Below are 20,759 nucleotides of genomic sequence, written 5' to 3' on the forward strand. Positions count from 1 at the left end.
ATCCAAGCCCTTGGAATTCAAGCGGGACTTCGATTTTCGACCGGCACAGGACGTGCCGGGACCGTTAAAATCGCGGCTTTGCTAACATAGCAATCGCGCAGGTGCAACATGACGGCATCGTGAGAGCCGCCTTGTCGCATGCGCCTTTTCGCGACCGCAGCCGGCACCCGAATCGGAAAAATTCGGCGCGTGGAAGTCCGGCTCAGCCAGCCCCGATTCGCGTCCCGCGATTTTGTTCCATCGAAATTTGCATGGGCCCATGGCCGAGCGCGCAGGGAACTTCGGATGCCTCGCGGTTTCATTTGGCGATTACTTACCGAAAACTTACCCCTGAGCAGATAATCAGTATTTGCAAGTATAATATCGGTTAAAAACTGGTTAATGAGCAAGGTTACGGAACCTCGGTCGAATACCCTAAAGCGGTAACAAGATATTTCAGCCGGAGACAATCGGGATTTACTGCCCAATTCGTGCCTCATTGGGAAACCAAACGGCCTTCGTCAACGAAGGGACGGGGGTTCCACTTGCCACGTTAGTGGCAATACTGTCTGAGGGTCTTATCAATGCTGAATATCAAGAAAGCGGCGGGCAACGTCACCCGCTCGCGTACGGCGCTTGCGTTTGTAGCCGCAACTATCCTGGTCGGGGGCAGCGTGACGGAGGCGTCCGCGAAGTCCAGGCATCACCATCATCGCCACCACCATCATCACCACGCCCGCGCCGAAGGTTCCTCCTGGCGCGACGCCAATGCATCGATCCAGCCGTCCGGCGGCGGCCACTCGTTCGCGGGGATGGCCTCCTTCTACGGCAATGAATCGGGCAGCCGCACCGCTTCCGGCCAGCGCTTCAACCAGAACGCCATGACCGCGGCTCACCGCTCGCTGCCGTTCGGCACCAGGCTCCGCGTCACCCATGGCGGCCGCAGCGTCGTCGTCACCATCAACGATCGTGGCCCGTTCATCCGTGGCCGCGTGCTCGACCTCTCCACCGGCGCAGCCCGCGCCATCGGCCTGACCGGTGCCGGCGTCGGCCGCGTCACCGCCGAGGTGATCTCCTAACGCGTTCAGTAAGCGTTGCGTTGCGTATCGGCCGCGAGGCCTGCTTCGCGCCAAAAGGCCTGCCGTCGCAAATGACGGCAGGCTTTTTCTTTGCCTCTTTCTCCCGTCATTCCGGGGCGATGCGCAGCATCGAACCCGGAATCTCGAGATTCCCCGGTGCGCAATTGCGCACCTGAGGTCTGGTCCTTCGGACCATCCCGGAATGACGACGGCGCATTTACAAGAAGCTCTGCGGATCGACGTCGACCTCGAGCTTCAGATTGCCCTTGGTCTTGGGACCCGCCTCGAGCCATTCGCGCAGATATTGCGACAGGTCGACATTGCGCAGCGACTTCACCAGCAGGCGGAACCGGTAGCGGCCTTTAATGACGGCAAGCGGCGCCTCGGCGGGGCCGAGCACCTGGATCCGTTCATCGAGCGGCGCCACCGCGGCGAGCTTGCGGGCAAAGCCTTCCGCCGTCGGACGGTCGCCGGCGGAGACGATCAGGCTCGCCAGCCGACCGAACGGCGGATAGCCGGTGCGCTCGCGGATCTCGATCTCGCTGGCGTAGAACGCCTCGCGGTCGTTCGCGATCAGGGCCTTGATGACAGGATGCTCGGGCTGGTGGGTCTGCAGATAGCCGACGCCACGGCCCTGCTCGCGCCCGGCACGTCCGACCACCTGGTTCAAGAGCTGGAACGTGCGCTCGGCGGCGCGCGGATCGCCGTTGCTCAGGCCGAGATCGGCGTCGATGACACCGACCAGATTGAGCCGCGGGAAGTTGTGTCCCTTCGCCACCAGCTGGGTGCCGATGATGATGTCGACGCGGCCCTCGGCGATCTCGTTGAGCTCGCTGCGCATGGTCTCGATCGAGGTGATGAGATCGCTCGACAGCACCATGGTGCGGGCCTCGGGAAAGATCTGTGCGGCCTCCTCCTGGAGGCGCTCGACGCCGGGGCCGACCGCAACCAGCGATTCCTCGGCCGCGCAATGCGGGCAGATGTTCGGGCGCGGCATCGAGAAGCCGCAGTGATGGCAGACCAGCCGCTGGCGGAACCGATGGTCGACCAGCCACGCGTCGCAGATCGTGCAGGCAAAGCGGTGGCCGCAGGCGCGACACAGCGTCAGCGGCGCATAGCCGCGGCGGTTGAGGAACAATAGCGCCTGCTCGCGGCGTTCGATCGCATGACGGATCTGCTCGGCCAGAACCGGCGAGATGAAGCGCCCGCGCGGCGGCGGTGCGCGGCGCATGTCGATCGCCTCGATATGCGGCATATGCTGGCCGCCGAACCGCGACGGCAGCGCGACGCGCTGGTAGCGCCCCTTGCGCGCATTGACCTCGCTCTCGACCGACGGCGTGGCCGACGCCAGCACGATCGGAATCTTGGCGATATGGGCGCGGACCACCGCCATGTCGCGCGCGTGATAATGCGCGCCGTCGTCCTGCTTGTAGGCCTGGTCGTGCTCCTCATCGACGATGATCAGGCCGAGATCGGCATAGGGCAGGAACAGCGCCGAGCGGGCGCCGACCACGACGGGCGCCTTGCCCTCTGATATCGCGGCCCAGTTCCGCGCCCGCGTACGCGGCGTCAGCTCCGAATGCCATTCCAGCGGCCGCGCGCCGAAGCGCTGCGCGAAACGGTCGAGGAACTGGCCGGTCAGCGCGATCTCCGGCATCAGGATCAGGGTCTGCTTGCCGCGGCGGATATTCTCGGCGATCGCCTCGAAATAGACCTCGGTCTTGCCGGAACCGGTGACGCCGTCGAGCAGCGCGACGTGAAAGCTGCCGCTTGCCGCCAGCGTGCGCATCACATCGACCGCGCTCCGCTGCTCGCGCGAGAAATCCGGCTGCGCATAGGCGGGATCGGGAGACGGCGGCGCGGCCGGCGGCGGCATCGCCTCGACCGTCAGCGTGCCCTCGTCGACCAGGCCGTCGATCACGCCGGAACTGACGCCGGCCTCCCGTGCCGCATCCGACTTGCCGTGCAGCAAGCGGTCCGACAGCACCTCGATCAGACGCCGGCGCGCCGGCGTCAGCCGCCGCGGCGGCTCGCCGACCAGGCGCACCCCGAGACGGGTCCGCTCCGGCCCGAGGTTCTCGCCCATCCGCAGCGTCATCCGCAGCACCATGCCGCGCGCCGACAGCGTGTAGTTGGACACCCAGTCGACGAGTTGGCGCAACTCCGTCTTGAGCGGGGGAACATCGAGCTTCTCGCTGACGTCCTTGAGCCGGTTGTGCAGCCGCGGATCGGGCCTGGCATTCTCGGCCCACACCACTGCGACCACCTCGCGCGGCCCGAGCGGGACAGAGATCACGTCGCCCGGCGCAAGCTGCATGCCGCGCGGCACGCGATAGGAATAGGTCTGGTTCAGCGCGACAGGCACCAGCACGTCGACGACGCCTGTCGTCGATGCGGGGGCTGGGCTGGGGCGCGTGGCGTGGTCCATTGAATCAGAGGAGCTTTGAACCTGACCGGGCTAGCACCGCTTCGCTCTCTTAGCGAACGGTAAACGAAGGCAATGCGATATAATCAGGAGATTAGCAGCGCCAACAGCCCTCAAGACATGGTCGTTCAAGACATGGTCGTTCAAGACTTGGTCGTTCAAGACTTGGCCCGGGCCGATCAGCCCATCCCACCGCTCGAACTCGACTGCGCCGACACGTCAGTGACGCAGGAGATGACGCGCTGGCTGTCGCATCTGCGCGCCGAGCGGCGGCTGTCGCCGAAGACGCTCGAGGCCTACGCGCGCGATGTGCGCCAATGCCTGGCCTTCCTGGCCGAACACTGGGGCGCGCGCGTGACGCTTGCGGCATTTTCCGAGCTCGAGGCGAGCGATGTCAGAGCCTTCATGGCGATGCGCCGCGCCGACGAGATCGGCGGCCGATCGCTGATGCGGGCGCTGGCGGGCCTGCGCTCGTTCGGGCGCTTCCTGGAGCGCGAAGGCAAGGGCAAGGTCGGCGCGCTCTCGGCGATCCGTGCGCCCAAGGTGGCGAAGAGCCTGCCGAAGCCGATCCATATGGAAGCGGCAAAGCGCTTTGCCGACGCCGACGAGCGCGCGGATGAGACCCGCGAGACCTGGATCCTGGTGCGTGATGCCGCCGTCATGGCGCTGCTCTATGGATCGGGCCTGCGCATCTCCGAGGCGCTCGGGCTGAAGCGCCGCGACGTGCCGAAGCCGGGCGAAGGCGACGTGCTTGTCGTGACCGGCAAGGGCAACAAGACCCGCATGGTGCCGGTGCTGCACAACGTGCTGCAATTGATCGCGGACTATGCGGCGATCTGCCCGCATCAGCTCGGCCCGACCGGACCGATGTTCGTGGGTGCGCGCGGCGGCCCCCTGAGCCCGCGCATCATCCAGCTCACCATGGAGCGGCTGCGCGGCGCGCTCGGCCTGCCCGACAGCGCCACGCCGCATGCGTTGCGGCACTCCTTCGCCACGCATCTCTTGAGCCGCGGCGGCGACCTGCGCGCGATCCAGGAGTTGCTCGGCCACGCGTCGTTGTCGACCACGCAGATCTACACCGGCATCGACAGCGAGCGCCTGCTCGAAGTCTATCGCTCCGCGCACCCCCGCGGCTGAACGCCCGGCCTGAGTTCGAAATGAGGCGCGGGCCTTGGTCCGCCGTCATGCTGCGTTCATCTTCATGCGGCTACCCCAGACCGCCCGCCCTTGCCTTGTGCGCTGCATTCGGCAATCGTGGCGCGGTTTCATCCGAAGGGGGAATCATGAGCGCACATGAAAGTATGGAGCACGCGGAGCATGCCGAGCATGCATCGGGTGAGAACAAGAAGATCGCCCTCCTGATCGCCGTGATCGCCCTGTGTCTGGCCCTGTCGGAAACGCTCGGCAAGGGCGCCCAGACCGAAGCGATCAGCAAGAATGTCGAGGCATCCAACCTGTGGGCGTTCTTCCAGGCCAAGAGCATCCGCCGCACCACGGTGCAGACCGCCGCCGAACAGGGCAAGTTGAACCTCGCGACCACCACCGACGAGGCGGCCAGGGCCGCGCTGCAGAAGCAGATCGACGACTGGCAGAAGACTGCGGCACGCTACCGCTCGGAGCCGGACACCGGCGAGGGTTCAGAGCAGCTCTCCGAACGCGCCAAGCACGCCGAGCACGAGCGCGACGAGGCCACGGCGAAGTATCATCACTTCGAGCTCGCTTCCGCCGCCTTCCAGATCGCCATCGTGCTGGCGTCCGCGACCATCATCACGGGCATTGCCACGCTGGCCTGGGTGGCCGGCCTGGTGACGCTCGCCGGCGTCGTGATGACGTTGCTCGGCCTGTTCCAGCCACATTTGCTGCATCTGCATTGAGAAAGCAGAGCTTCGCCCTCTCACCGTCACCCCGAGGAGCGCGCATGGCGCGCGTCTCGAAGGGTCGACGGCCACCTGCCGGGCCGTGCATCCTTCGAGACGCCGCTACGCGGCTCCTCAGGATGACGGAGGTAAAGACGTCGCTTAAAGAACCTTGCTGGTCTCGTGCACGCTTTTGCGGAAGCGCGCGATCAGGCGCAGCGTGCGCGCCGACCAGCCGTCGCCGTCGCCGCGGATGATCTCGAGAATCCGCCGCTTGACCGGCTCCACCAGCTCGGTGGCCTTGGCCCGCAGCGCCATGACGAAATTATAGAGCGCCTCGAACCACGGCATCTCGAGCAGCTTCGACCGCGTCACGTCGAACAGGAAGGCCGTGACGCCGACGCCGACGAACTTGGCGAACAGGATCAGCGAGACCGCGCTGAACCAGTACTGGTTCGCCAGCAGCCAGAGCCCGACCAGCTTGAGCGGGAACAGCGGGATCAGCGGCACGACGAACACGATCAGCGTCATCGCCGGCGATAGCGAGTCGACCCGGTCGGCAAGCCATTGCTTGAGCGCGCGGAGCGGGATCCACGCCACCACCCGCGCCACGATCGGCTCGAGGTGGTCCCATAGCCAGGCCTCGATCAGAAAAATGATCGCAAGCAGGACCCAGAACGGCTGAAGCAGACGGCGCAACATCGCTATGATCCTAACGCGCGATGAGAATGAGTTGAATCATCGCGCCTCAGCTCCTTGTTTGAGCACGATCTCTTCGGAAAACCGCTTCACACTTTTCCGGATCATGCTCCAGCCCGGCTCGCGCCGGACGTTCGATCACATATGGATGGCGCGTTTGCCCACCGCAAGCGCTGCTTCCTTGATGGCCTCGGAACGGGTCGGATGGGCGTGGCAGGTGCGCGCCAGATCCTCGGCCGAACCACCGAATTCCATCAGAACGCAGGCTTCATGGATCATTTCGCCGGCCTCAACGCCGACAATGTGGACGCCGAGCACCCGGTCGGTCTTCGCATCTGCGAGAACTTTCACGAAGCCGTCAGTGGTCTGGTTGACCTTGGAACGGCCGTTCGCAGTGAACGGGAATTTGCCGACGGTATACGCCACACCCGCCTGCTTGAGCTCTTCCTCGGTCTTGCCGACCGACGACACTTCTGGCGTGGTATACACAACACCTGGAATGACGTCGTAGTTCACGTGGCCGGCCTGGCCCGCGATGATCTCCGCGCAGGCGACGCCCTCGTCTTCCGCCTTGTGCGCGAGCATCGGCCCGGCCACGACGTCGCCGATCGCGTAGATGCCCTTCACATTGGTCGAGAAGTGCGCGTCGATCTCGACGCGGCCGCGATTGTCGAGCGCGACGCCGGCCTCCTTCAGCCCGAGCCCCTCGGTGTAGGGCACGCGGCCGATGCAGACGAGCACGACGTCGGCTTCGATGGTTTCCGCAGCGCCGCCGGCGGCCGGCTCGACCTTGGCCTGCAGTGTCTTGCCCGAGGTGTCGACCGAGGTGACCTTGGCGCCGAGCTTGAAGGCGAAACCCTGCTTTTCCAGGATGCGCTGGAATTGCTTCGCCACCTCGCCGTCCATGCCGGGCAGGATGCGGTCGAGGAATTCCACCACGGTGACCTTGGCGCCGAGGCGATGCCAGACCGAGCCGAGTTCGAGCCCGATTACGCCTGCGCCGACGATCAGCAGGCTGCCGGGCACCTTCTCGAGCGACAGCGCGCCGGTCGACGACACGATGCGCTTCTCGTCGATGTCGATGCCCTTCAGCCGCGCGATGTCGGAGCCGGTGGCGATCACGATGTTCCTGGTCTCGACGGTCTCGGTCTTGCCGTCGCCGGAGACCTCGACCTTGCCGGCACCGAGGATCTTTCCGGTGCCCTTCAGCACGTCGATCTTGTTCTTCTTCATCAGGAACTCGACGCCCTTGACGTTGCCGTCGATGCCCTGCTGCTTGAAGTTCATCATCGCCGGCAGGTCGAGCTTCGGCGCCGGGACGCTGACGCCCATCTTGGCGAAGGAGTGCCCCGCCTCCTCGAACATCTCGGAGGCGTGCAGCAGCGCCTTCGACGGCATGCAGCCGACATTGAGGCAGGTGCCGCCCAGCGTCGCGTTCTTCTCGACCACGGCGACCTTCATGCCGAGTTGCGCCGCGCGGATCGCGCAGACATATCCGCCCGGGCCGGTGCCGATGACGACTAGATCGTAAGAAGCCATGATGGAAGGTCCTGTAGCTAAGTTCTGTGACAATGAGGCGGGCCCCGACCTGATCGGCAGATCGGGACCCGCTCCTTGGGTTTATGTTTACCGACCGCCCGAGACGTCGAGGATCGCGCTGGTGACGTAGGATGCCTCGTCCGAGATCAGCCAAACGATGGCATTGGCGATTTCATCCGCGGTGCCGACGCGCTTCATCGGCACCATATGGGCCAGACGATGCGCGCGATCGGGCTCGCCGCCCGCGGCGTGGATGTCGGTGTCGATCAGGCCGGGACGAATGCCGGCGACACGGATGCCTTCATTCGCGACCTCGTAGCCGAGGCCGACCGTGAAGGAATCGATCGCGCCCTTGGAGGCGGCATAGTCGACATAGGTGTTGGGCGCGCCGAGCTTCGCCGCGACCGAGGACAGGTTGACGATGACGCCACCCTGGCCGCCGTGCCTGGTCGACATCCGCTTCACCGCCTCGCGCGCGCACAGGATGCTGCCGGTGACGTTGACCGCCATCATCTGCTGGATGCGCTCGGCCGACATCTCGTCGACCCGCACCCCGCTCTTGCCGACGATGCCGGCATTGTTGACCAGCGCGCCGAGCATGCCGAAGCCGTCCGCCGCCTTGAACAGCGCCAGGATGTCCTGCTCGTTGCCGACGTCGCATTTCACCGCGATCGCCTTGCCGTTCTTGGCCTCGATCGCGGCGACGACTTCATTGGCCGCAGCCTGGTTCGTGGCGTAGCCGACCACGATGCGGTAGCCGCGCGCGGCGGCTGCGAGCGCGGTGGCGCGGCCGATGCCGCGGCTACCGCCGGTGACGATCACAACCTTGTCCATCACATCAATCTCCACGAGTTCATCCGACAAAGGCCCGCTCAATCCTGTCCGCACTACGAGGTCTTACCCTCAAGTGCGGCCAATCGGTCCAGTACAGACTTGTCCGTCAGACTCACCAGATAGAACAGAATGAAGGGCGTGAAGAACGGAATCAGACACCAAAAGGCAAAGCCCGTACCTTTACCCTTCCTGCGACTGATCGGAATCGCAAAGAGGAAGAAAATAAAGGTCGTCAGCAGGAATGGCAGGAGGGAAAGGAGAAGTGACGGCTCTTCCACAATCCCCTCCTTTACAGATCCAGCACCAGGCGGGCCGGATCCTCCAGGCTCTCCTTGACGCGCACCAGGAAGGTGACTGCTTCCTTGCCGTCGATGACGCGGTGATCGTAGGACAGCGCCAGATACATCATCGGGCGGACCTCGATCTTGCCGCCGACCACCATCGGCCGCTCCTGGATCTTGTGCATGCCGAGGATGCCGGACTGCGGCGCGTTGAGGATCGGCGTCGACATCAGCGAACCGTAGATGCCGCCATTGGTGATGGTGAAGGTGCCGCCCTGCATCTCGTCGATCTTGAGCTGGCCGTCGCGGGCGCGGCGGCCGTAGTCGGCGATTGACTTCTCGATCTCGGCGATCGATTTGTGGTCGCAATCGCGCACCACGGGCACTACCAGGCCGCGGTCGGTGCCGACCGCGACGCCGATGTGGTAATAGTTCTTGTAGATCAGGTCGGAGCCGTCGATCTCGGCGTTGACGGCCGGAATGTCCTTCAGCCCCTGCACCACGGCCTTGGTGAAGAAGCCCATGAAGCCGAGCTTCGAGCCGTGCTTCTTCTCGAACGTGTCCTTGTAGAGGGCGCGCAGCTTCATCACCTCGGTCATGTCGACCTCGTTGAAGGTGGTCAGCATCGCGGCGGTGTTCTGCACGTCCTTGAGGCGGCGCGCGATGGTCTGGCGCAGCCGGGTCATCTTCACCCGCTCCTCGCGCGCGGCGTCGTCCGCCGGCGACGGCGCACGCACCTGCACGGCGGCGGCCGGCTGGTTGACCGGGGTCGGCGCCGAAGCGGCCTTCTCGATCGCAGCCAGCATGTCGCCCTTTGTCACCCGGCCATCCTTGCCCGAGCCCGGAACGGTGGAAGCGTCGACGCCGCTTTCGGCGGACAGCTTGCGCACCGAAGGCGCGAGCGGCGCATCCGCCGGCGGAACTTTTGCCGCGGCCGGCGCAGCTGCGGCAGCAGCAGGCGCCGCGGCGGCCGGGGCAGCAGCCTTGGCCGGAGCAGCAGCAGCGGGCTTGGCCGCCGGGGCGGCACCGTCATTGATCTGGCCGAGCAGCGCGCCGACGGCAACGGTCTCGCCGTCCTTGGCGATGATCTCGCCGAGCGTGCCGGCGACCGGCGCCGGCACCTCGATGGTGACCTTGTCGGTCTCCAGCTCCACCAACGGCTCGTCCACCGCGACGGCCTCGCCGGCCTTCTTGAACCAGCGGCCGATCGTGGCCTCGGTCACGGATTCGCCGAGCGTTGGAACGCGAATTTCAGTCATGGTCTTTTCCTCGATAACCTTGCGGTCGCAAAATTTTGCGGTCGTAGAACTTGTCTGCCACCGCCCGCCAAAGCGGACGACCCGGTATTCCGTGACGACAGCACTTGTGCTGGATGACGCGGGATACCGGATGCCCCGCTTTCGCGGGGCATGGTGTTGGTGAAGATCGTTAGTTCAGTGCGTCGTCGAGCAGCGCCTTGAGCTGCGCGAGATGTTTCGACATCAATCCGGTGGCGGTCGCCGCCGATGCCGGACGGCCGGCGTAGCGCGGCCGCCGGTTGGCTGCGTTGGTCTGGTTCAGCACCCACTCCAGATAGGGCTCGATGAAGTGCCAGGAGCCCATGTTGCGGGGCTCTTCCTGGCACCAGACCATCTCGGCACCCTTGAAGCGGCCGAACTCCTGCACCAGCGCCTTCAGCGGCACCGGATAGAGCTGCTCGATGCGCATCAGATAGATGTCGTCGATGCCGCGCTTCTCGCGCTCCTCGTACAGGTCGTAATAGACCTTGCCGGAGCACAGCACGACGCGACGGATCTTGTCGTCCGGCACCAGCTTGATCTTCTCGTCCGGCAGCATCTGCGCGTCATCGTACAGGATGCGGTGGAAGGTCGCGTTCTTGCCGAGCTCGTCGAGCCGCGACACCGCGCGCTTGTGACGCAGCAGCGACTTCGGCGTCATCAGGATCAGCGGCTTGCGGATCTCGCGATGCAGCTGGCGCCGCAGCACGTGGAAGTAGTTCGCCGGCGTGGTCGGATTGACCACCTGCATGTTGTCCTCGGCGCACATCTGCAGAAAACGCTCGAGGCGCGCGGACGAGTGCTCCGGTCCCTGCCCTTCATAGCCGTGCGGCAGCAGGCAGACGAGGCCCGACATGCGCAGCCACTTGCGTTCGCCCGAGGAGATGAACTGGTCGAACACCACCTGGGCGCCGTTGGCGAAGTCGCCGAACTGGGCTTCCCAGAGCGCCAGCGCGTTCGGCTCGGCCAGCGAGTAGCCGTATTCGAAGCCGAGCACCGCCTCTTCCGACAGCAGCGAGTTGATGACCTCGTAATGGCCGGTGTCTTCGCCGCCGAGATGGTTGAACGGCGTGTAGCGGCTCTCGTCTTCCTGGTCGATCAGGACCGAGTGGCGCTGCGAGAAGGTGCCGCGCTCGGAATCCTGGCCGGACAGGCGCACGTGATGGCCTTCCTGCAGCAGCGTGCAGAACGCCAGCGCCTCGCCGGTCGCCCAGTCGATCCCGATGCCGCTGTCGATCGCCTTGGCGCGATTGTCGAGGAAGCGCTGGATGGTGCGGTGGACGCGGAAGCCGTCCGGCACCTTGGTGATCTTGCGGCCGATGTCCTTCAGCACGGCGACGTCGACGCCGGTGACGCCGCGGCGGGCGTCCTCTTCCTGATCGGCGATCTTGAAGCCCGCCCATTTGCCGTCGAGCCAGTCGGCCTTGTTCGGCTTGTAGCCGGCGCCGGCTTCGAGCTCGGCATCGAGCCGCGCGCGCCAGTCGGCCTTGGCCTTCTCGACCTCGCCCTCGGTCAAGACGCCATCGACGACCAGCCGCTTGGCGTAGATATCCAGCGTCGACGGGTGCGAGGCGATCTTCTTGTACATCACCGGCTGGGTGAACGCCGGCTCGTCGCCCTCGTTGTGGCCGTGACGGCGGTAGCAGAACATGTCGATGACGACCGGCTTGTGGAATTTCTGCCGGAATTCGATCGCAACCTTGGCCGCGAACACCACGGCCTCCGGATCGTCGCCATTCACGTGGAAGATCGGCGCATCGATCATCTTCGCCACGTCGGACGGATAGGGCGACGAGCGCGAGTAGCGCGGATAGGTGGTGAAGCCGATCTGGTTGTTGACGATGAAGTGCAGCGAGCCACCGGTGCGATAGCCCTTCAGGTCGGACAGGCTGAAGCATTCCGCCACCACGCCCTGGCCCGCGAACGCCGCGTCGCCGTGCATCAAGAGCGGCAGCACCGAGATGCGCATGTCCGGCGGATCGCCGTGCTGATCCTGCTTGGCGCGCACCTTGCCCATCACTACGGGATCGACGATCTCGAGATGCGACGGATTTGCGGTCAGCGACAGATGAATGTTGTTGCCATCGAACTCGCGGTCCGAGGACGCGCCGAGGTGATATTTGACGTCGCCGGAGCCTTCGACCGAGTCCGGGTTGGCCGAACCACCCTTGAATTCATGGAACAGCGCGCGGTGCGGCTTGCCCATCACCTGGGTCAGCACGTTGAGGCGGCCGCGATGCGGCATGCCGAACACGATCTCCTTCACGCCGAGATTGCCGCCGCGCTTGATGATCTGCTCGAGCGCCGGGATCAGCGATTCGCCGCCGTCGAGGCCGAAGCGCTTGGTGCCGGTGAACTTGGTGTCGCAGAACTTCTCGAAGCCGTCGGCCTCGATTAGCTTGTTGAGGATCGCGCGGCGTCCCTCGGGCGTGAAGCTGATCTCCTTGTCCGGACCTTCAATGCGTTCCTGGATCCACGCCTTCTGCGCGGCGTTGGAGATGTGCATGAACTCGACGCCGAGCGTCTGGCAGTAGGTGCGTTCGCAGATCTGCACGATCTCGCGCAGCGTGCCGTATTCGAGGCCAAGTACGTGATCGAGGAAGATCTTGCGGTCGAAGTCCGCCTCGGTGAAGCCGTAGGAGCGTGGATCGAGCTCCTCGCGGTCGCGCGGCGCCTCGATGCCGAGCGGATCGAGCTTGGCGTGGAAATGGCCGCGCATCCGGTAGGCGCGGATCAGCATCAGCGCGCGAACCGAATCGCGGGTGGCCTGATGCACGTCGGCGTCGGAGAGCTCGGCGCCCTTGGCCTGGGCCTTGGCCGCGAGCTTGGTGCCGACCGCCTTCTCGACCTGGGCCCAGTTGCCGTCGAGCGCCGAGGTCAGCTCGTCACGCGGCGTCACCGGCCAGTTGGCGCGGCCCCACGAGGCGCCCTCGGCGTTCTTCTGCACGTCGGCCGGGGCGTCCTTCAGGCTTTTGAAGAAATCCTGCCATTCGGCGTCGACGGAGGACGGGTCATGCTCGTAGCGGGCATAGAGGTCGTCGATGTAGGCGGCGTTGGTGCCCTGCAGGAATGAGGAGAGAGCAAAAGCGGCGTTCGCGTCTTGGCGAGACATGGGGCAGTCCTGGTGATTATTTTCGGTTCGCGCGTAGAAGACGGCGCAAGTGCCGGTCTGGGAAGAGCGCCGGCTGGATCGATATCCTTTATCCTATCTAGGACGGATATTCCTGTCTAAAAGAACCAAGAAATGAATTTATTTTCATATTTTATTGAAACGCCCGTTGGGCGGTAACCCAACGAAAAGGCGGCGTTTCCGGTGCGGAACTCGCCCGGAAACGCCGCCTTTATCCCGAAGGGAACCTGGCCGGCGGTTACTTCAGCATCTCGGCGAGGGTGTGCCCGAGGCGGGCCGGCGACGGCGACACCTTGATGCCGGCCGCCTCCATCGCCGCGGTCTTGGAACCGGCGTCGCCCTTACCTCCGGAGATGATCGCGCCGGCATGGCCCATGCGGCGGCCGGGAGGTGCGGTGACACCGGCGATGAAGCCGACCATCGGCTTCTTGCGACCGCGCTTGGCCTCGTCCTTGAGGAACTGGGCAGCATCTTCCTCGGCGGAGCCGCCGATCTCGCCGATCATGACGATCGACTTGGTCTTCTCGTCGGCCAGGAACATCTCCAGCATGTCGATGAACTCGGTGCCCTTGACCGGGTCGCCGCCGATGCCGACCGCGGTGGTCTGGCCGAGGCCTTCCTGGGTGGTCTGGAACACCGCTTCATAGGTCAGGGTGCCGGAGCGGGAGACGATGCCGACCGAGCCGGGCTTGAAGATGTTGGCCGGCATGATGCCGATCTTGCACTCGCCGGCGGTCATCACGCCGGGGCAGTTCGGCCCGATCAGCCGCGACTTCGAGCCGGACAGCGAGCGCTTCACGCGCACCATGTCGAGCACCGGGATGCCCTCGGTGATGCAGACGATCAGCGGGATCTCCGCATCGATCGCCTCGCAGATCGCATCCGCCGCGCCCGGCGGCGGCACATAGACCACGCTGGCATCGGCGCCGGTCTTCTCGCGCGCTTCGGCGACGGTGTCGAACACCGGCAGGTCGAGATGGGTCGAGCCGCCTTTGCCCGGCGCCACGCCGCCGACCATCTTGGTGCCGTAAGCGATCGCCGCTTCCGAATGGAACGTGCCGTTCTTGCCGGTGAAGCCCTGGCAGATGACCTTGGTGTTCTTGTCGATCAGAATGGACATGGTTCGAGATGCTTTCGCGAGACGAAGGGTTTAGTGGATACGCCGGTACACGCCGGTGAGCACGTCGGCCCACCCTTCCGCGTCAGGCGAGAACTGGATCTTCATGTTGTAGGTGTTGTCGTCGACGACCTCGTAGACGTGACGGGCATTGCCGCGCAGCGAGCCGCGCACCAGGATCAGCGACTTGCCCGCCCAGCCGCCGGAGGCCGGCGACGGCGGGTAGTAGCCGAGCGAATCGTGCCAGAACAATTTGTAGGCCCGATCGTCGCGGTCGTAGGTGAAGACGCCGTGGGTGGCGAAGCTCTCCTTGCCGTCGCGGGTCTGCACGCTGTCCTGGATCAGATAGAAACCGTTGAGCGCGATGCGCGCAACGACATGCGAGGTGGCCGGGCCGCCCGCGGTCCAGCGCGACGGATAGACCATCTCTTCGCCGTTCCACTCGCCGGCGAAAACCGCGAGCTTGCGGTGTTCTTCCAGGGGTGTCGGGGCGTCGAGATGATCGGCCATCGTTAGCCTCCCTTGACGGCTTTCACGATCTTCTGTGCGGCGTCATCGAGGTTGTCGGCGGGCAGAACGTTGAGGCCGCTGTCGCGGATGATCTTCTTGCCCTGCTCGACATTGGTGCCTTCGAGGCGCACCACCAGCGGCACCTTGAGGCCGACCTGCTTCACCGCGGCGACCACGCCCTCGGCGATCACGTCGCACTTCATGATGCCGCCGAAGATGTTGACCAGGATGCCCTTCACGTTCGGATCGGCGGTGATGATCTTGAACGCGGCCGCGACCTTCTCGACGCTGGCGCCGCCGCCGACGTCGAGGAAGTTCGCCGGCTCCATGCCGTAGAGCTTGATGATGTCCATCGTCGCCATGGCGAGGCCGGCGCCGTTGACCATGCAGCCGATCGTGCCGTCGAGCGCGACGTAGTTGAGGTCGTATTTCGACGCCTCGATTTCCTTGGCGTCTTCCTCGGTCTCGTCGCGCAGCGCAACCACGTCGGGGTGGCGATAGAGCGCATTGCTGTCGAACGACACCTTGGCGTCGAGCACGCGGAGCTGGCCCTGCTTGGTGACGACCAGCGGGTTGATCTCGAGCATCGCCATGTCCTTGGCGGCGAACGCCGCGTAGAGCTGGCTGGTCAGCTTCTCGGCCTGCTTGGCGAGATCGCCGGTCAGCTTCAGCGCCTTGGCGACGGTGCGGCCGTGATGGGCCATGATGCCAGTGGCGGGATCGACCGAGAAGGAGACGATCTTTTCCGGAGTCGAATGCGCGACCTCTTCGATATTCACGCCGCCTTCGGTCGACACCACGAAGGAGATTTCCGAGGTCTCGCGATTGACCAGGATCGAGAGGTAGAACTCCTTGTCGATGTCGGAGCCTTCCTCGATGTAGAGGCGGTTGACCTGCTTGCCGTGCGGGCCGGTCTGCACCGTGACCAGCGTCGCGCCGAGCATCTGCTTGGCGAACTCGCCGACCTCGGCGACCGACTTGGCGATGCGGACCCCACCCTTGTCGCCGGCGGAGGCTTCCTTGAACTTGCCCTTGCCGCGGCCGCCGGCATGGATCTGGCTCTTCACCACCCAGATCGGGCCGGGCAGCTGCTTGGCGGCCGCGTCGGCTTCTTCCGGCTTCAAGACCGGAACGCCGCGCGAGATCGGCACGCCGAATTCATGCAGCAGAGCCTTGGCCTGGTATTCATGGATATTCATGGAAAGACGCTCCCAAACCCTCGTGCGGCGAACTTAACGTCAGCCCTGACGCTGGCATACCATATACCAAGGCTCGCGCAACTACAAAATCCGCCAGAATTTCATCATCTTGCACCCGACAGGCGATCGGAATCGCCTATCGAGTCATTGCCGATTGAGATTACTTGCCGAGCAGATCGGGGGCGATCTTCTTGCAGGCGTCGACCAGGCCCTGCACCGCGCCGACCGACTTGTCGAAGGCTTCACGGTCCTTGCCGGCGAGCTCGATCTCGACGACGCGCTCGACACCCTTGGAGCCGATCACGGTGGGCACGCCGACATACATGTCCTTCACGCCGTACTCGCCGTTGAGATAGGCGGCGCAGGGCAGCACGCGCTTCTTGTCCTTCAGATAGCTCTCGGCCATCGCGATCGCGGAGGCGGCCGGCGCGTAGAATGCGGAGCCGGTCTTGAGCAGGTTGACGATCTCGGCGCCGCCATTGCGGGTGCGATCGACGATCTCGTCGATGCGCGCCTGCGAGGTCCAGCCCATCTTGACGAGGTCGGGCAGCGGAATGCCGGCAACCGTCGAGTAGCGGGTCAGCGGCACCATGGTGTCGCCGTGGCCGCCGAGCACGAAGGCGGTGACGTCTTCGACCGACACGTTGAATTCATCGGCCAAGAAATAGCGGAAGCGCGCGGAGTCGAGCACGCCGGCCATGCCGACCACCTTCTTGTGCGGCAGGCCCGAGGCCTTCTGCAGCGCCCACACCATCGCGTCCAGCGGGTTGGTGATGCAGATGACGAACGCGTCGGGCGCGTACTTCTTGATGCCGGCGCCGACCTGCTCCATGACCTTGAGGTTGATCGACAGCAGATCGTCGCGGCTCATGCCGGGCTTGCGCGGCACGCCGGCGGTGACGATGCAGACCTTGGCGCCGTCGAGCGCTTCATAGGAATTGGCGCCCACCAGATTGGAGTCGAAGCCGTCGACCGGCGACGACTGCGCGATGTCGAGCGCCTTGCCCTGCGGTACGCCCTCGGCGATATCGAACAGCACGACGTCTCCGAGTTCCTTGAGGCCAACGAGGTGCGCCAGCGTTCCGCCGATCTGTCCGGAGCCAATCAGTGCAATCTTGTCGCGTGCCATGGGAAATCAGTCCTTTGAACTGGTGCAGGAGGGAGGGAAGTCGGTTGCAAGGGTGGTTATCCCTTTCGAATGATCCATTCAAGTCGCGGCCTGCAAGTCGCGGCCTGCCCGATTGCGGACCCTGCCTCGAATTCGATCAGGCATGCCAGCAACGTCCGCCCGGAGACACGAAAAGTTGCTCCGAACCGGGCCGCGGGCAAGAGCAGATTTCGAGACCAAATTTCAGGACCAAGTTTTCGAGGCTGAAGATCAGGTCTCGACCAGGCCAGTGGTCGCGCCGCTCGCCGACGAATCCTTGCGGCCGTGCGGCAGCGCCAGGTAGGACTCCGAGCTCATTTCGATCAGGCGCGAGGACGTGCGCTTGAACTCCATCGCCTCGACGCCGTCCTCTGCAAGGTACAGCGACACCGGATCGGCGGCGGCGGAGGCCATCAACTTCACGGCATTGTCATACAGCGTGTCGATCAGCGAGATGAAGCGCTTGGCGGCGTTGCGCTCGGCGTAGTCCATCACCGGAATGTGGTCGATCAGGATCGTGTGGTAGTCGTGCGCGAGCCTGAGATAATCGGACGCGGCAAGCGGCTTCTCGCAGATGTCCATGAAGCTGAAGCGCGCGACGCCGTGCGCCGAACACGGCACGTTCAGGATGCGTCCCTTGATCGGAATGAGGCGCGCCTTGCACGGCGCATTGCCGGTCATCTTGCGCCAGGCCGCGTTGAGCGCGGCATCGGCCGCGTCGTCCGCGGGCACCAGCCACATTTTCACGCCGACGAGCTTCTCGAGCCGGAAGTCGGTGCGTGCATCGAGCCGCAGCACGTCCATGTGCTCGGAGATCTGCGCGATGAACGGTAGGAACAGCGCGCGATTGAGGCCGCCCTTGTAGAGATCCTCCGGCGCAACGTTCGAGGTCGCGACCACGACGGTGCCGAGATCGAACAGCTTTGCGAACAGCCGCCCGAGGATCATCGCATCCGCGATGTCGGTGACGTGGAATTCGTCGAAGCAGAGCAGCCAGGCCTCGTCGAAGATCGCCTGCGCGGTAAGCGCGATCACATCGCCGTCCGCGATCTCGCCGCGCGCGATCTGCTGGCGGTAGCCGTAGATGCGCTCATGCGCCTCGGCCATGAATTCGTGGAAATGCGCGCGGCGCTTGTGCTCGACCGGGCTCTGCTGGAAGAACAGGTCCATCAGCATGGTCTTGCCGCGGCCGACCTCGCCATGGACGTAGAGCCCGCGCGGCTTGTCGTCCTTGTCGCCGCCGAACAGCCGGCCGAGCAGGCCCTGCTTGCGCTGCGGCTTGTAGCTCGCGAGCCGTTCCTCCAGCGCGCCGAACGCGTCGGCGGCGGCGGCCTGCGCGGGATCAGCCTCGATCGCGCCGGAGGCGATCAGGGACCTGTAGTGTTCGAGGAACGAATTGGGCGAGGTGGACAGCATAGGCCCACCTTACGGCCCTAGTGCGCGGCAAATTGCAAGCCGTGAATTGTGCCAATGGGGTATGCAAGCGCAAACCCTTGCATACCCAGCCGGCCGCACGGGCCTCGCCGGAACACCTGGAAACGCGATCTACGAAACCTTACGCGCAGAGCTCGTAGGCATCCTCGACCACGTAGGGACCGCCGCCTGTCGACGCGCGCGACGAGAACAGCACGAAGCGATCCGCCGTGAAGGTGCGGCTCGGGAAGTAGCCGCGCACGGACAGATAATCCGCGACGTCCTGGCTCGATGCGTCATGCAGACGCGCGAGCGTGACATGTGGCGTGAATTTCCTGCCCTCGGGATCGAGCCCCATCCGCTGCATCATCCGCTCGAGCTCGGCCTGCAGTTCGATCAGCGGCCGGCTCGGCTCGACGGCGGCAACCACCGCGCGCGGCTTGCGTCCGCCGAAGCTCGACAGGCCCCGCAATTTGACCTCGAACGGCTTGCGGTTCACCCGAAACAACATCGTCGCGATCTCGTTGGCCCAGAGGCCGTCGATGTCGCCGATGAAGCGCAGAGTGACGTGATAATTTTCGGGATCGATCCAGCGAGCGCCGGGAAGGCCACCACGCAAGCTGGAGAGGGATTGGCCGATATCGGCCGGAATTTCCAGACCAGTGAACAGACGCGGCATCGCTATAATCCTCGATGCTTGGCGCGGGTTTTGGGAGCCCGCACCCTGTAACAGCCCGGCGACGAATCACCGATGCCTATTTGTACCCGAGATATGTGACTCTGCGAAGCATGAGGCGTTAACAGCTCGTAAACCTACGGACAGACACGGCTCATTGCCTGCGCTTCAACTGCGTTGCCCTGATAATGCGCCGAGAAATGCCTCCACTGTGGGCAGGATATTCTTCACAACGATATCCACACCTTGTGCCGTCGGATGCATGCCGTCGGCCTGGTTGATCTTCGGATTGCCAGCAACCCCATCGAGGAAGAACGGATAGAGCGGCACGCCAAGCGATTTTGAGAGGTCCGGATAGATCGCGTTGAACTTCGCTGCATACTCACTGCCATAGTTCGGCGGCGCGAGCATGCCGCACAAGAGCACGGCGATCTTGCGCGCCTGCAACTTTGTGATGATGTCGGAGAGCGCGGCACGCGTCACCGCGGGATCGATGCCGCGCAGGGCATCGTTGGCGCCGAGCTCGACGATCACGACATCGGTTCCGTCAGCCACCGACCAGTCGAGCCGCTCGCGGCCGCCCGAGGCGGTGTCGCCGGACACCCCGGCATTGGTCATCTCGACCTTTATCCCCTTGGCTTCCAAGGCCTTTTGCAGCCGGACCGGAAATGCGGCGTCGGCCGGAAGGCCGTAACCGGCGCTCAGGGAATCGCCCAGAACCACCATTTTGACCGGTTTCGCCGGAGCTTTCCCCTGCTCTTGCGTCTGCGCACTCGCCGCCGTCATGAAGCCCATAAGCAACACGAGTATGTGCACGAAGATTCGCAACCGGGCCTCGACCGCAGCCGCGGAAGTGCCATATGACCGAACCATGGACAGTATCATCGAATCCTCTTCACTGACCGACGTAGAGCCGGACACCATTGCCGTCAGGAACGTCAATCTCTCGCTCGGCACCGGCGCGGCACGGGTTCATATCCTCAAAGATATCAGCCTTCGTGTGGCAGCGGGTGAGGCCATCGGCCTGATCGGCCCGTCGGGCTCGGGCAAGTCGACCTTGCTGATGGTGATGGCGGGGCTTGAACGTCCTGACAGCGGAGAAGTGGTCGTCGACGGCACCTCGTTCAATGCCCTCGATGAAGATGCGCTGGCGCGCTTCCGCGGCCGCCAGGTCGGCATCGTCTTCCAGTCGTTCCACCTGATCCCGACCATGACGGCGCTGGAGAACGTCGCCGTGCCGCTCGAGCTCGCCGGCAATCCGGATGCGGCTGCGCGCGCCGCGCAGGAGCTGCAATCGGTCGGTCTCGGCGAACGCCTGCACCATTATCCGACGCAACTCTCCGGCGGCGAGCAGCAGCGCGTCGCGATCGCGCGTGCGCTCGCGCCCGACCCCGCGATCCTCGTCGCCGACGAGCCGACCGGCAATCTCGACGAGACGACCGGAAAGCAGATCGTCGACCTGCTGTTCACCAAGCACGCCGAGCGCGGCATGACCTTGGTGCTGGTAACGCACGATCTCGCGCTCGCGCAGCGCTGCGACCGCGTCGTGCGGCTGCGCTCCGGCCGCATCGACGGACAATCAACGACATGAGCATTGC

18 protein-coding genes are annotated in these 20,759 nt (G+C 64.6%); 4 read left to right on the plus strand and 14 right to left on the minus strand.

Going from position 1 to position 20,759, the window contains the following annotated elements:
• Positions 1 to 563 precede the first annotated feature (563 nt).
• Positions 564 to 1,058 carry a septal ring lytic transglycosylase RlpA family protein gene (locus tag ACVILL_RS11745; protein ID WP_456729187.1) on the plus strand — a complete coding sequence of 165 codons (495 nt, stop codon included), beginning with the start codon at positions 564 to 566 and terminating at the stop codon, positions 1,056 to 1,058.
• A gap of 217 nt (positions 1,059 to 1,275) precedes the next feature.
• Here the strand turns inward: ACVILL_RS11745 and ACVILL_RS11750 are convergent, their stop codons facing one another.
• The gene (locus ACVILL_RS11750; protein WP_456729188.1) at positions 1,276 to 3,486 is read right to left on the minus strand and encodes a primosomal protein N'; all 2,211 of its coding nucleotides are present in this window, start codon (positions 3,484 to 3,486) and stop codon (positions 1,276 to 1,278) included.
• Positions 3,487 to 3,618: 132 nt separating this feature from the next.
• Between ACVILL_RS11750 and ACVILL_RS11755 the strand changes: the two genes are divergently transcribed.
• Positions 3,619 to 4,620: a tyrosine recombinase XerC gene (locus ACVILL_RS11755; protein ID WP_456729189.1), complete on the plus strand. Its 1,002-nt coding sequence runs from the start codon at positions 3,619 to 3,621 to the stop codon at positions 4,618 to 4,620.
• Positions 4,621 to 4,766: 146 nt separating this feature from the next.
• The gene (locus ACVILL_RS11760; protein WP_456729190.1) at positions 4,767 to 5,357 is read left to right on the plus strand and encodes a DUF4337 domain-containing protein; all 591 of its coding nucleotides are present in this window, start codon (positions 4,767 to 4,769) and stop codon (positions 5,355 to 5,357) included.
• 144 nt (positions 5,358 to 5,501) lie between these two features.
• On the opposite strand, the gene ACVILL_RS11765 is transcribed toward ACVILL_RS11760, so the two are convergent.
• The 13 genes from ACVILL_RS11765 to ACVILL_RS11825 form a co-directional block, all read right to left on the minus strand.
• Positions 5,502 to 6,041: a hypothetical protein gene (locus ACVILL_RS11765; RefSeq protein WP_456729191.1), complete on the minus strand. Its 540-nt coding sequence runs from the start codon at positions 6,039 to 6,041 to the stop codon at positions 5,502 to 5,504.
• A gap of 135 nt (positions 6,042 to 6,176) precedes the next feature.
• Complete coding sequence (gene lpdA / locus ACVILL_RS11770) at positions 6,177 to 7,577, minus strand: dihydrolipoyl dehydrogenase (RefSeq protein WP_456729192.1); 1,401 nt, start codon at positions 7,575 to 7,577, stop codon at positions 6,177 to 6,179.
• A gap of 87 nt (positions 7,578 to 7,664) precedes the next feature.
• A complete protein-coding gene (locus ACVILL_RS11775; protein WP_456729193.1) occupies positions 7,665 to 8,411 on the minus strand; it encodes an SDR family oxidoreductase in 747 nt (248 codons plus the stop codon).
• 53 nt (positions 8,412 to 8,464) lie between these two features.
• Positions 8,465 to 8,689: a hypothetical protein gene (locus tag ACVILL_RS11780; protein ID WP_456729194.1), complete on the minus strand. Its 225-nt coding sequence runs from the start codon at positions 8,687 to 8,689 to the stop codon at positions 8,465 to 8,467.
• 11 nt (positions 8,690 to 8,700) lie between these two features.
• Positions 8,701 to 9,951 (minus strand): 2-oxoglutarate dehydrogenase complex dihydrolipoyllysine-residue succinyltransferase, encoded by a 1,251-nt coding sequence (gene odhB / locus ACVILL_RS11785; RefSeq protein ID WP_456729195.1) that lies wholly within the window; start codon positions 9,949 to 9,951, stop codon positions 8,701 to 8,703.
• Between the two features lie 169 nt (positions 9,952 to 10,120).
• Entirely contained in the window at positions 10,121 to 13,081 is a 2,961-nt protein-coding gene (locus ACVILL_RS11790) for a 2-oxoglutarate dehydrogenase E1 component (RefSeq protein WP_456729196.1), read from the minus strand.
• A 256-nt stretch (positions 13,082 to 13,337) separates the two neighbouring features.
• Positions 13,338 to 14,219, minus strand: coding sequence for a succinate--CoA ligase subunit alpha (gene sucD, locus ACVILL_RS11795; RefSeq protein ID WP_456729197.1), 882 nt, complete (start codon positions 14,217 to 14,219; stop codon positions 13,338 to 13,340).
• A gap of 30 nt (positions 14,220 to 14,249) precedes the next feature.
• Entirely contained in the window at positions 14,250 to 14,726 is a 477-nt protein-coding gene (locus ACVILL_RS11800) for a DUF1579 family protein (RefSeq protein WP_456729198.1), read from the minus strand.
• 2 nt (positions 14,727 to 14,728) lie between these two features.
• A complete protein-coding gene (gene sucC / locus ACVILL_RS11805; protein ID WP_456729199.1) occupies positions 14,729 to 15,925 on the minus strand; it encodes an ADP-forming succinate--CoA ligase subunit beta in 1,197 nt (398 codons plus the stop codon).
• Between the two features lie 160 nt (positions 15,926 to 16,085).
• Positions 16,086 to 17,054 (minus strand): malate dehydrogenase, encoded by a 969-nt coding sequence (mdh, locus tag ACVILL_RS11810; RefSeq protein WP_021078790.1) that lies wholly within the window; start codon positions 17,052 to 17,054, stop codon positions 16,086 to 16,088.
• 249 nt (positions 17,055 to 17,303) lie between these two features.
• Positions 17,304 to 18,488, minus strand: a complete 1,185-nt coding sequence (gene zapE / locus ACVILL_RS11815) for a cell division protein ZapE (RefSeq protein ID WP_456729200.1) — start codon at positions 18,486 to 18,488, stop codon at positions 17,304 to 17,306.
• Positions 18,489 to 18,627: 139 nt separating this feature from the next.
• The gene (thpR, locus tag ACVILL_RS11820) at positions 18,628 to 19,164 is read right to left on the minus strand and encodes an RNA 2',3'-cyclic phosphodiesterase (protein WP_456729201.1); all 537 of its coding nucleotides are present in this window, start codon (positions 19,162 to 19,164) and stop codon (positions 18,628 to 18,630) included.
• A gap of 165 nt (positions 19,165 to 19,329) precedes the next feature.
• The gene (locus ACVILL_RS11825) at positions 19,330 to 19,977 is read right to left on the minus strand and encodes an arylesterase (RefSeq protein ID WP_456734247.1); all 648 of its coding nucleotides are present in this window, start codon (positions 19,975 to 19,977) and stop codon (positions 19,330 to 19,332) included.
• A gap of 55 nt (positions 19,978 to 20,032) precedes the next feature.
• On the opposite strand from ACVILL_RS11825, the gene ACVILL_RS11830 reads away from it, so the two are divergent.
• On the plus strand, positions 20,033 to 20,752 hold the full coding sequence (locus ACVILL_RS11830) for an ABC transporter ATP-binding protein (protein ID WP_456729202.1): 720 nt from the start codon (positions 20,033 to 20,035) through the stop codon (positions 20,750 to 20,752).
• The last annotated feature ends 7 nt before the right edge of the window (positions 20,753 to 20,759 follow it).

The organism is Bradyrhizobium sp. USDA 3364, from assembly GCF_054056355.1.

Coding starts and splice junctions, on each gene's coding strand:
- ACVILL_RS11745 (WP_456729187.1), top strand. CDS start 564: ATGCTGAATATCAAGAAAGCGGCGGGCAACGTCACCCGCTCGCGTACG.
- ACVILL_RS11750 (WP_456729188.1), bottom strand. CDS start 3,486: ATGGACCACGCCACGCGCCCCAGCCCAGCCCCCGCATCGACGACAGGC.
- ACVILL_RS11755 (WP_456729189.1), top strand. CDS start 3,619: ATGGTCGTTCAAGACTTGGTCGTTCAAGACTTGGCCCGGGCCGATCAG.
- ACVILL_RS11760 (WP_456729190.1), top strand. CDS start 4,767: ATGAGCGCACATGAAAGTATGGAGCACGCGGAGCATGCCGAGCATGCA.
- ACVILL_RS11765 (WP_456729191.1), bottom strand. CDS start 6,041: ATGTTGCGCCGTCTGCTTCAGCCGTTCTGGGTCCTGCTTGCGATCATT.
- lpdA (WP_456729192.1), bottom strand. CDS start 7,577: ATGGCTTCTTACGATCTAGTCGTCATCGGCACCGGCCCGGGCGGATAT.
- ACVILL_RS11775 (WP_456729193.1), bottom strand. CDS start 8,411: ATGGACAAGGTTGTGATCGTCACCGGCGGTAGCCGCGGCATCGGCCGC.
- odhB (WP_456729195.1), bottom strand. CDS start 9,951: ATGACTGAAATTCGCGTTCCAACGCTCGGCGAATCCGTGACCGAGGCC.
- ACVILL_RS11790 (WP_456729196.1), bottom strand. CDS start 13,081: ATGTCTCGCCAAGACGCGAACGCCGCTTTTGCTCTCTCCTCATTCCTG.
- sucD (WP_456729197.1), bottom strand. CDS start 14,219: ATGTCCATTCTGATCGACAAGAACACCAAGGTCATCTGCCAGGGCTTC.
- ACVILL_RS11800 (WP_456729198.1), bottom strand. CDS start 14,726: ATGGCCGATCATCTCGACGCCCCGACACCCCTGGAAGAACACCGCAAG.
- sucC (WP_456729199.1), bottom strand. CDS start 15,925: ATGAATATCCATGAATACCAGGCCAAGGCTCTGCTGCATGAATTCGGC.
- mdh (WP_021078790.1), bottom strand. CDS start 17,054: ATGGCACGCGACAAGATTGCACTGATTGGCTCCGGACAGATCGGCGGA.
- zapE (WP_456729200.1), bottom strand. CDS start 18,488: ATGCTGTCCACCTCGCCCAATTCGTTCCTCGAACACTACAGGTCCCTG.
- thpR (WP_456729201.1), bottom strand. CDS start 19,164: ATGCCGCGTCTGTTCACTGGTCTGGAAATTCCGGCCGATATCGGCCAA.
- ACVILL_RS11830 (WP_456729202.1), top strand. CDS start 20,033: ATGGACAGTATCATCGAATCCTCTTCACTGACCGACGTAGAGCCGGAC.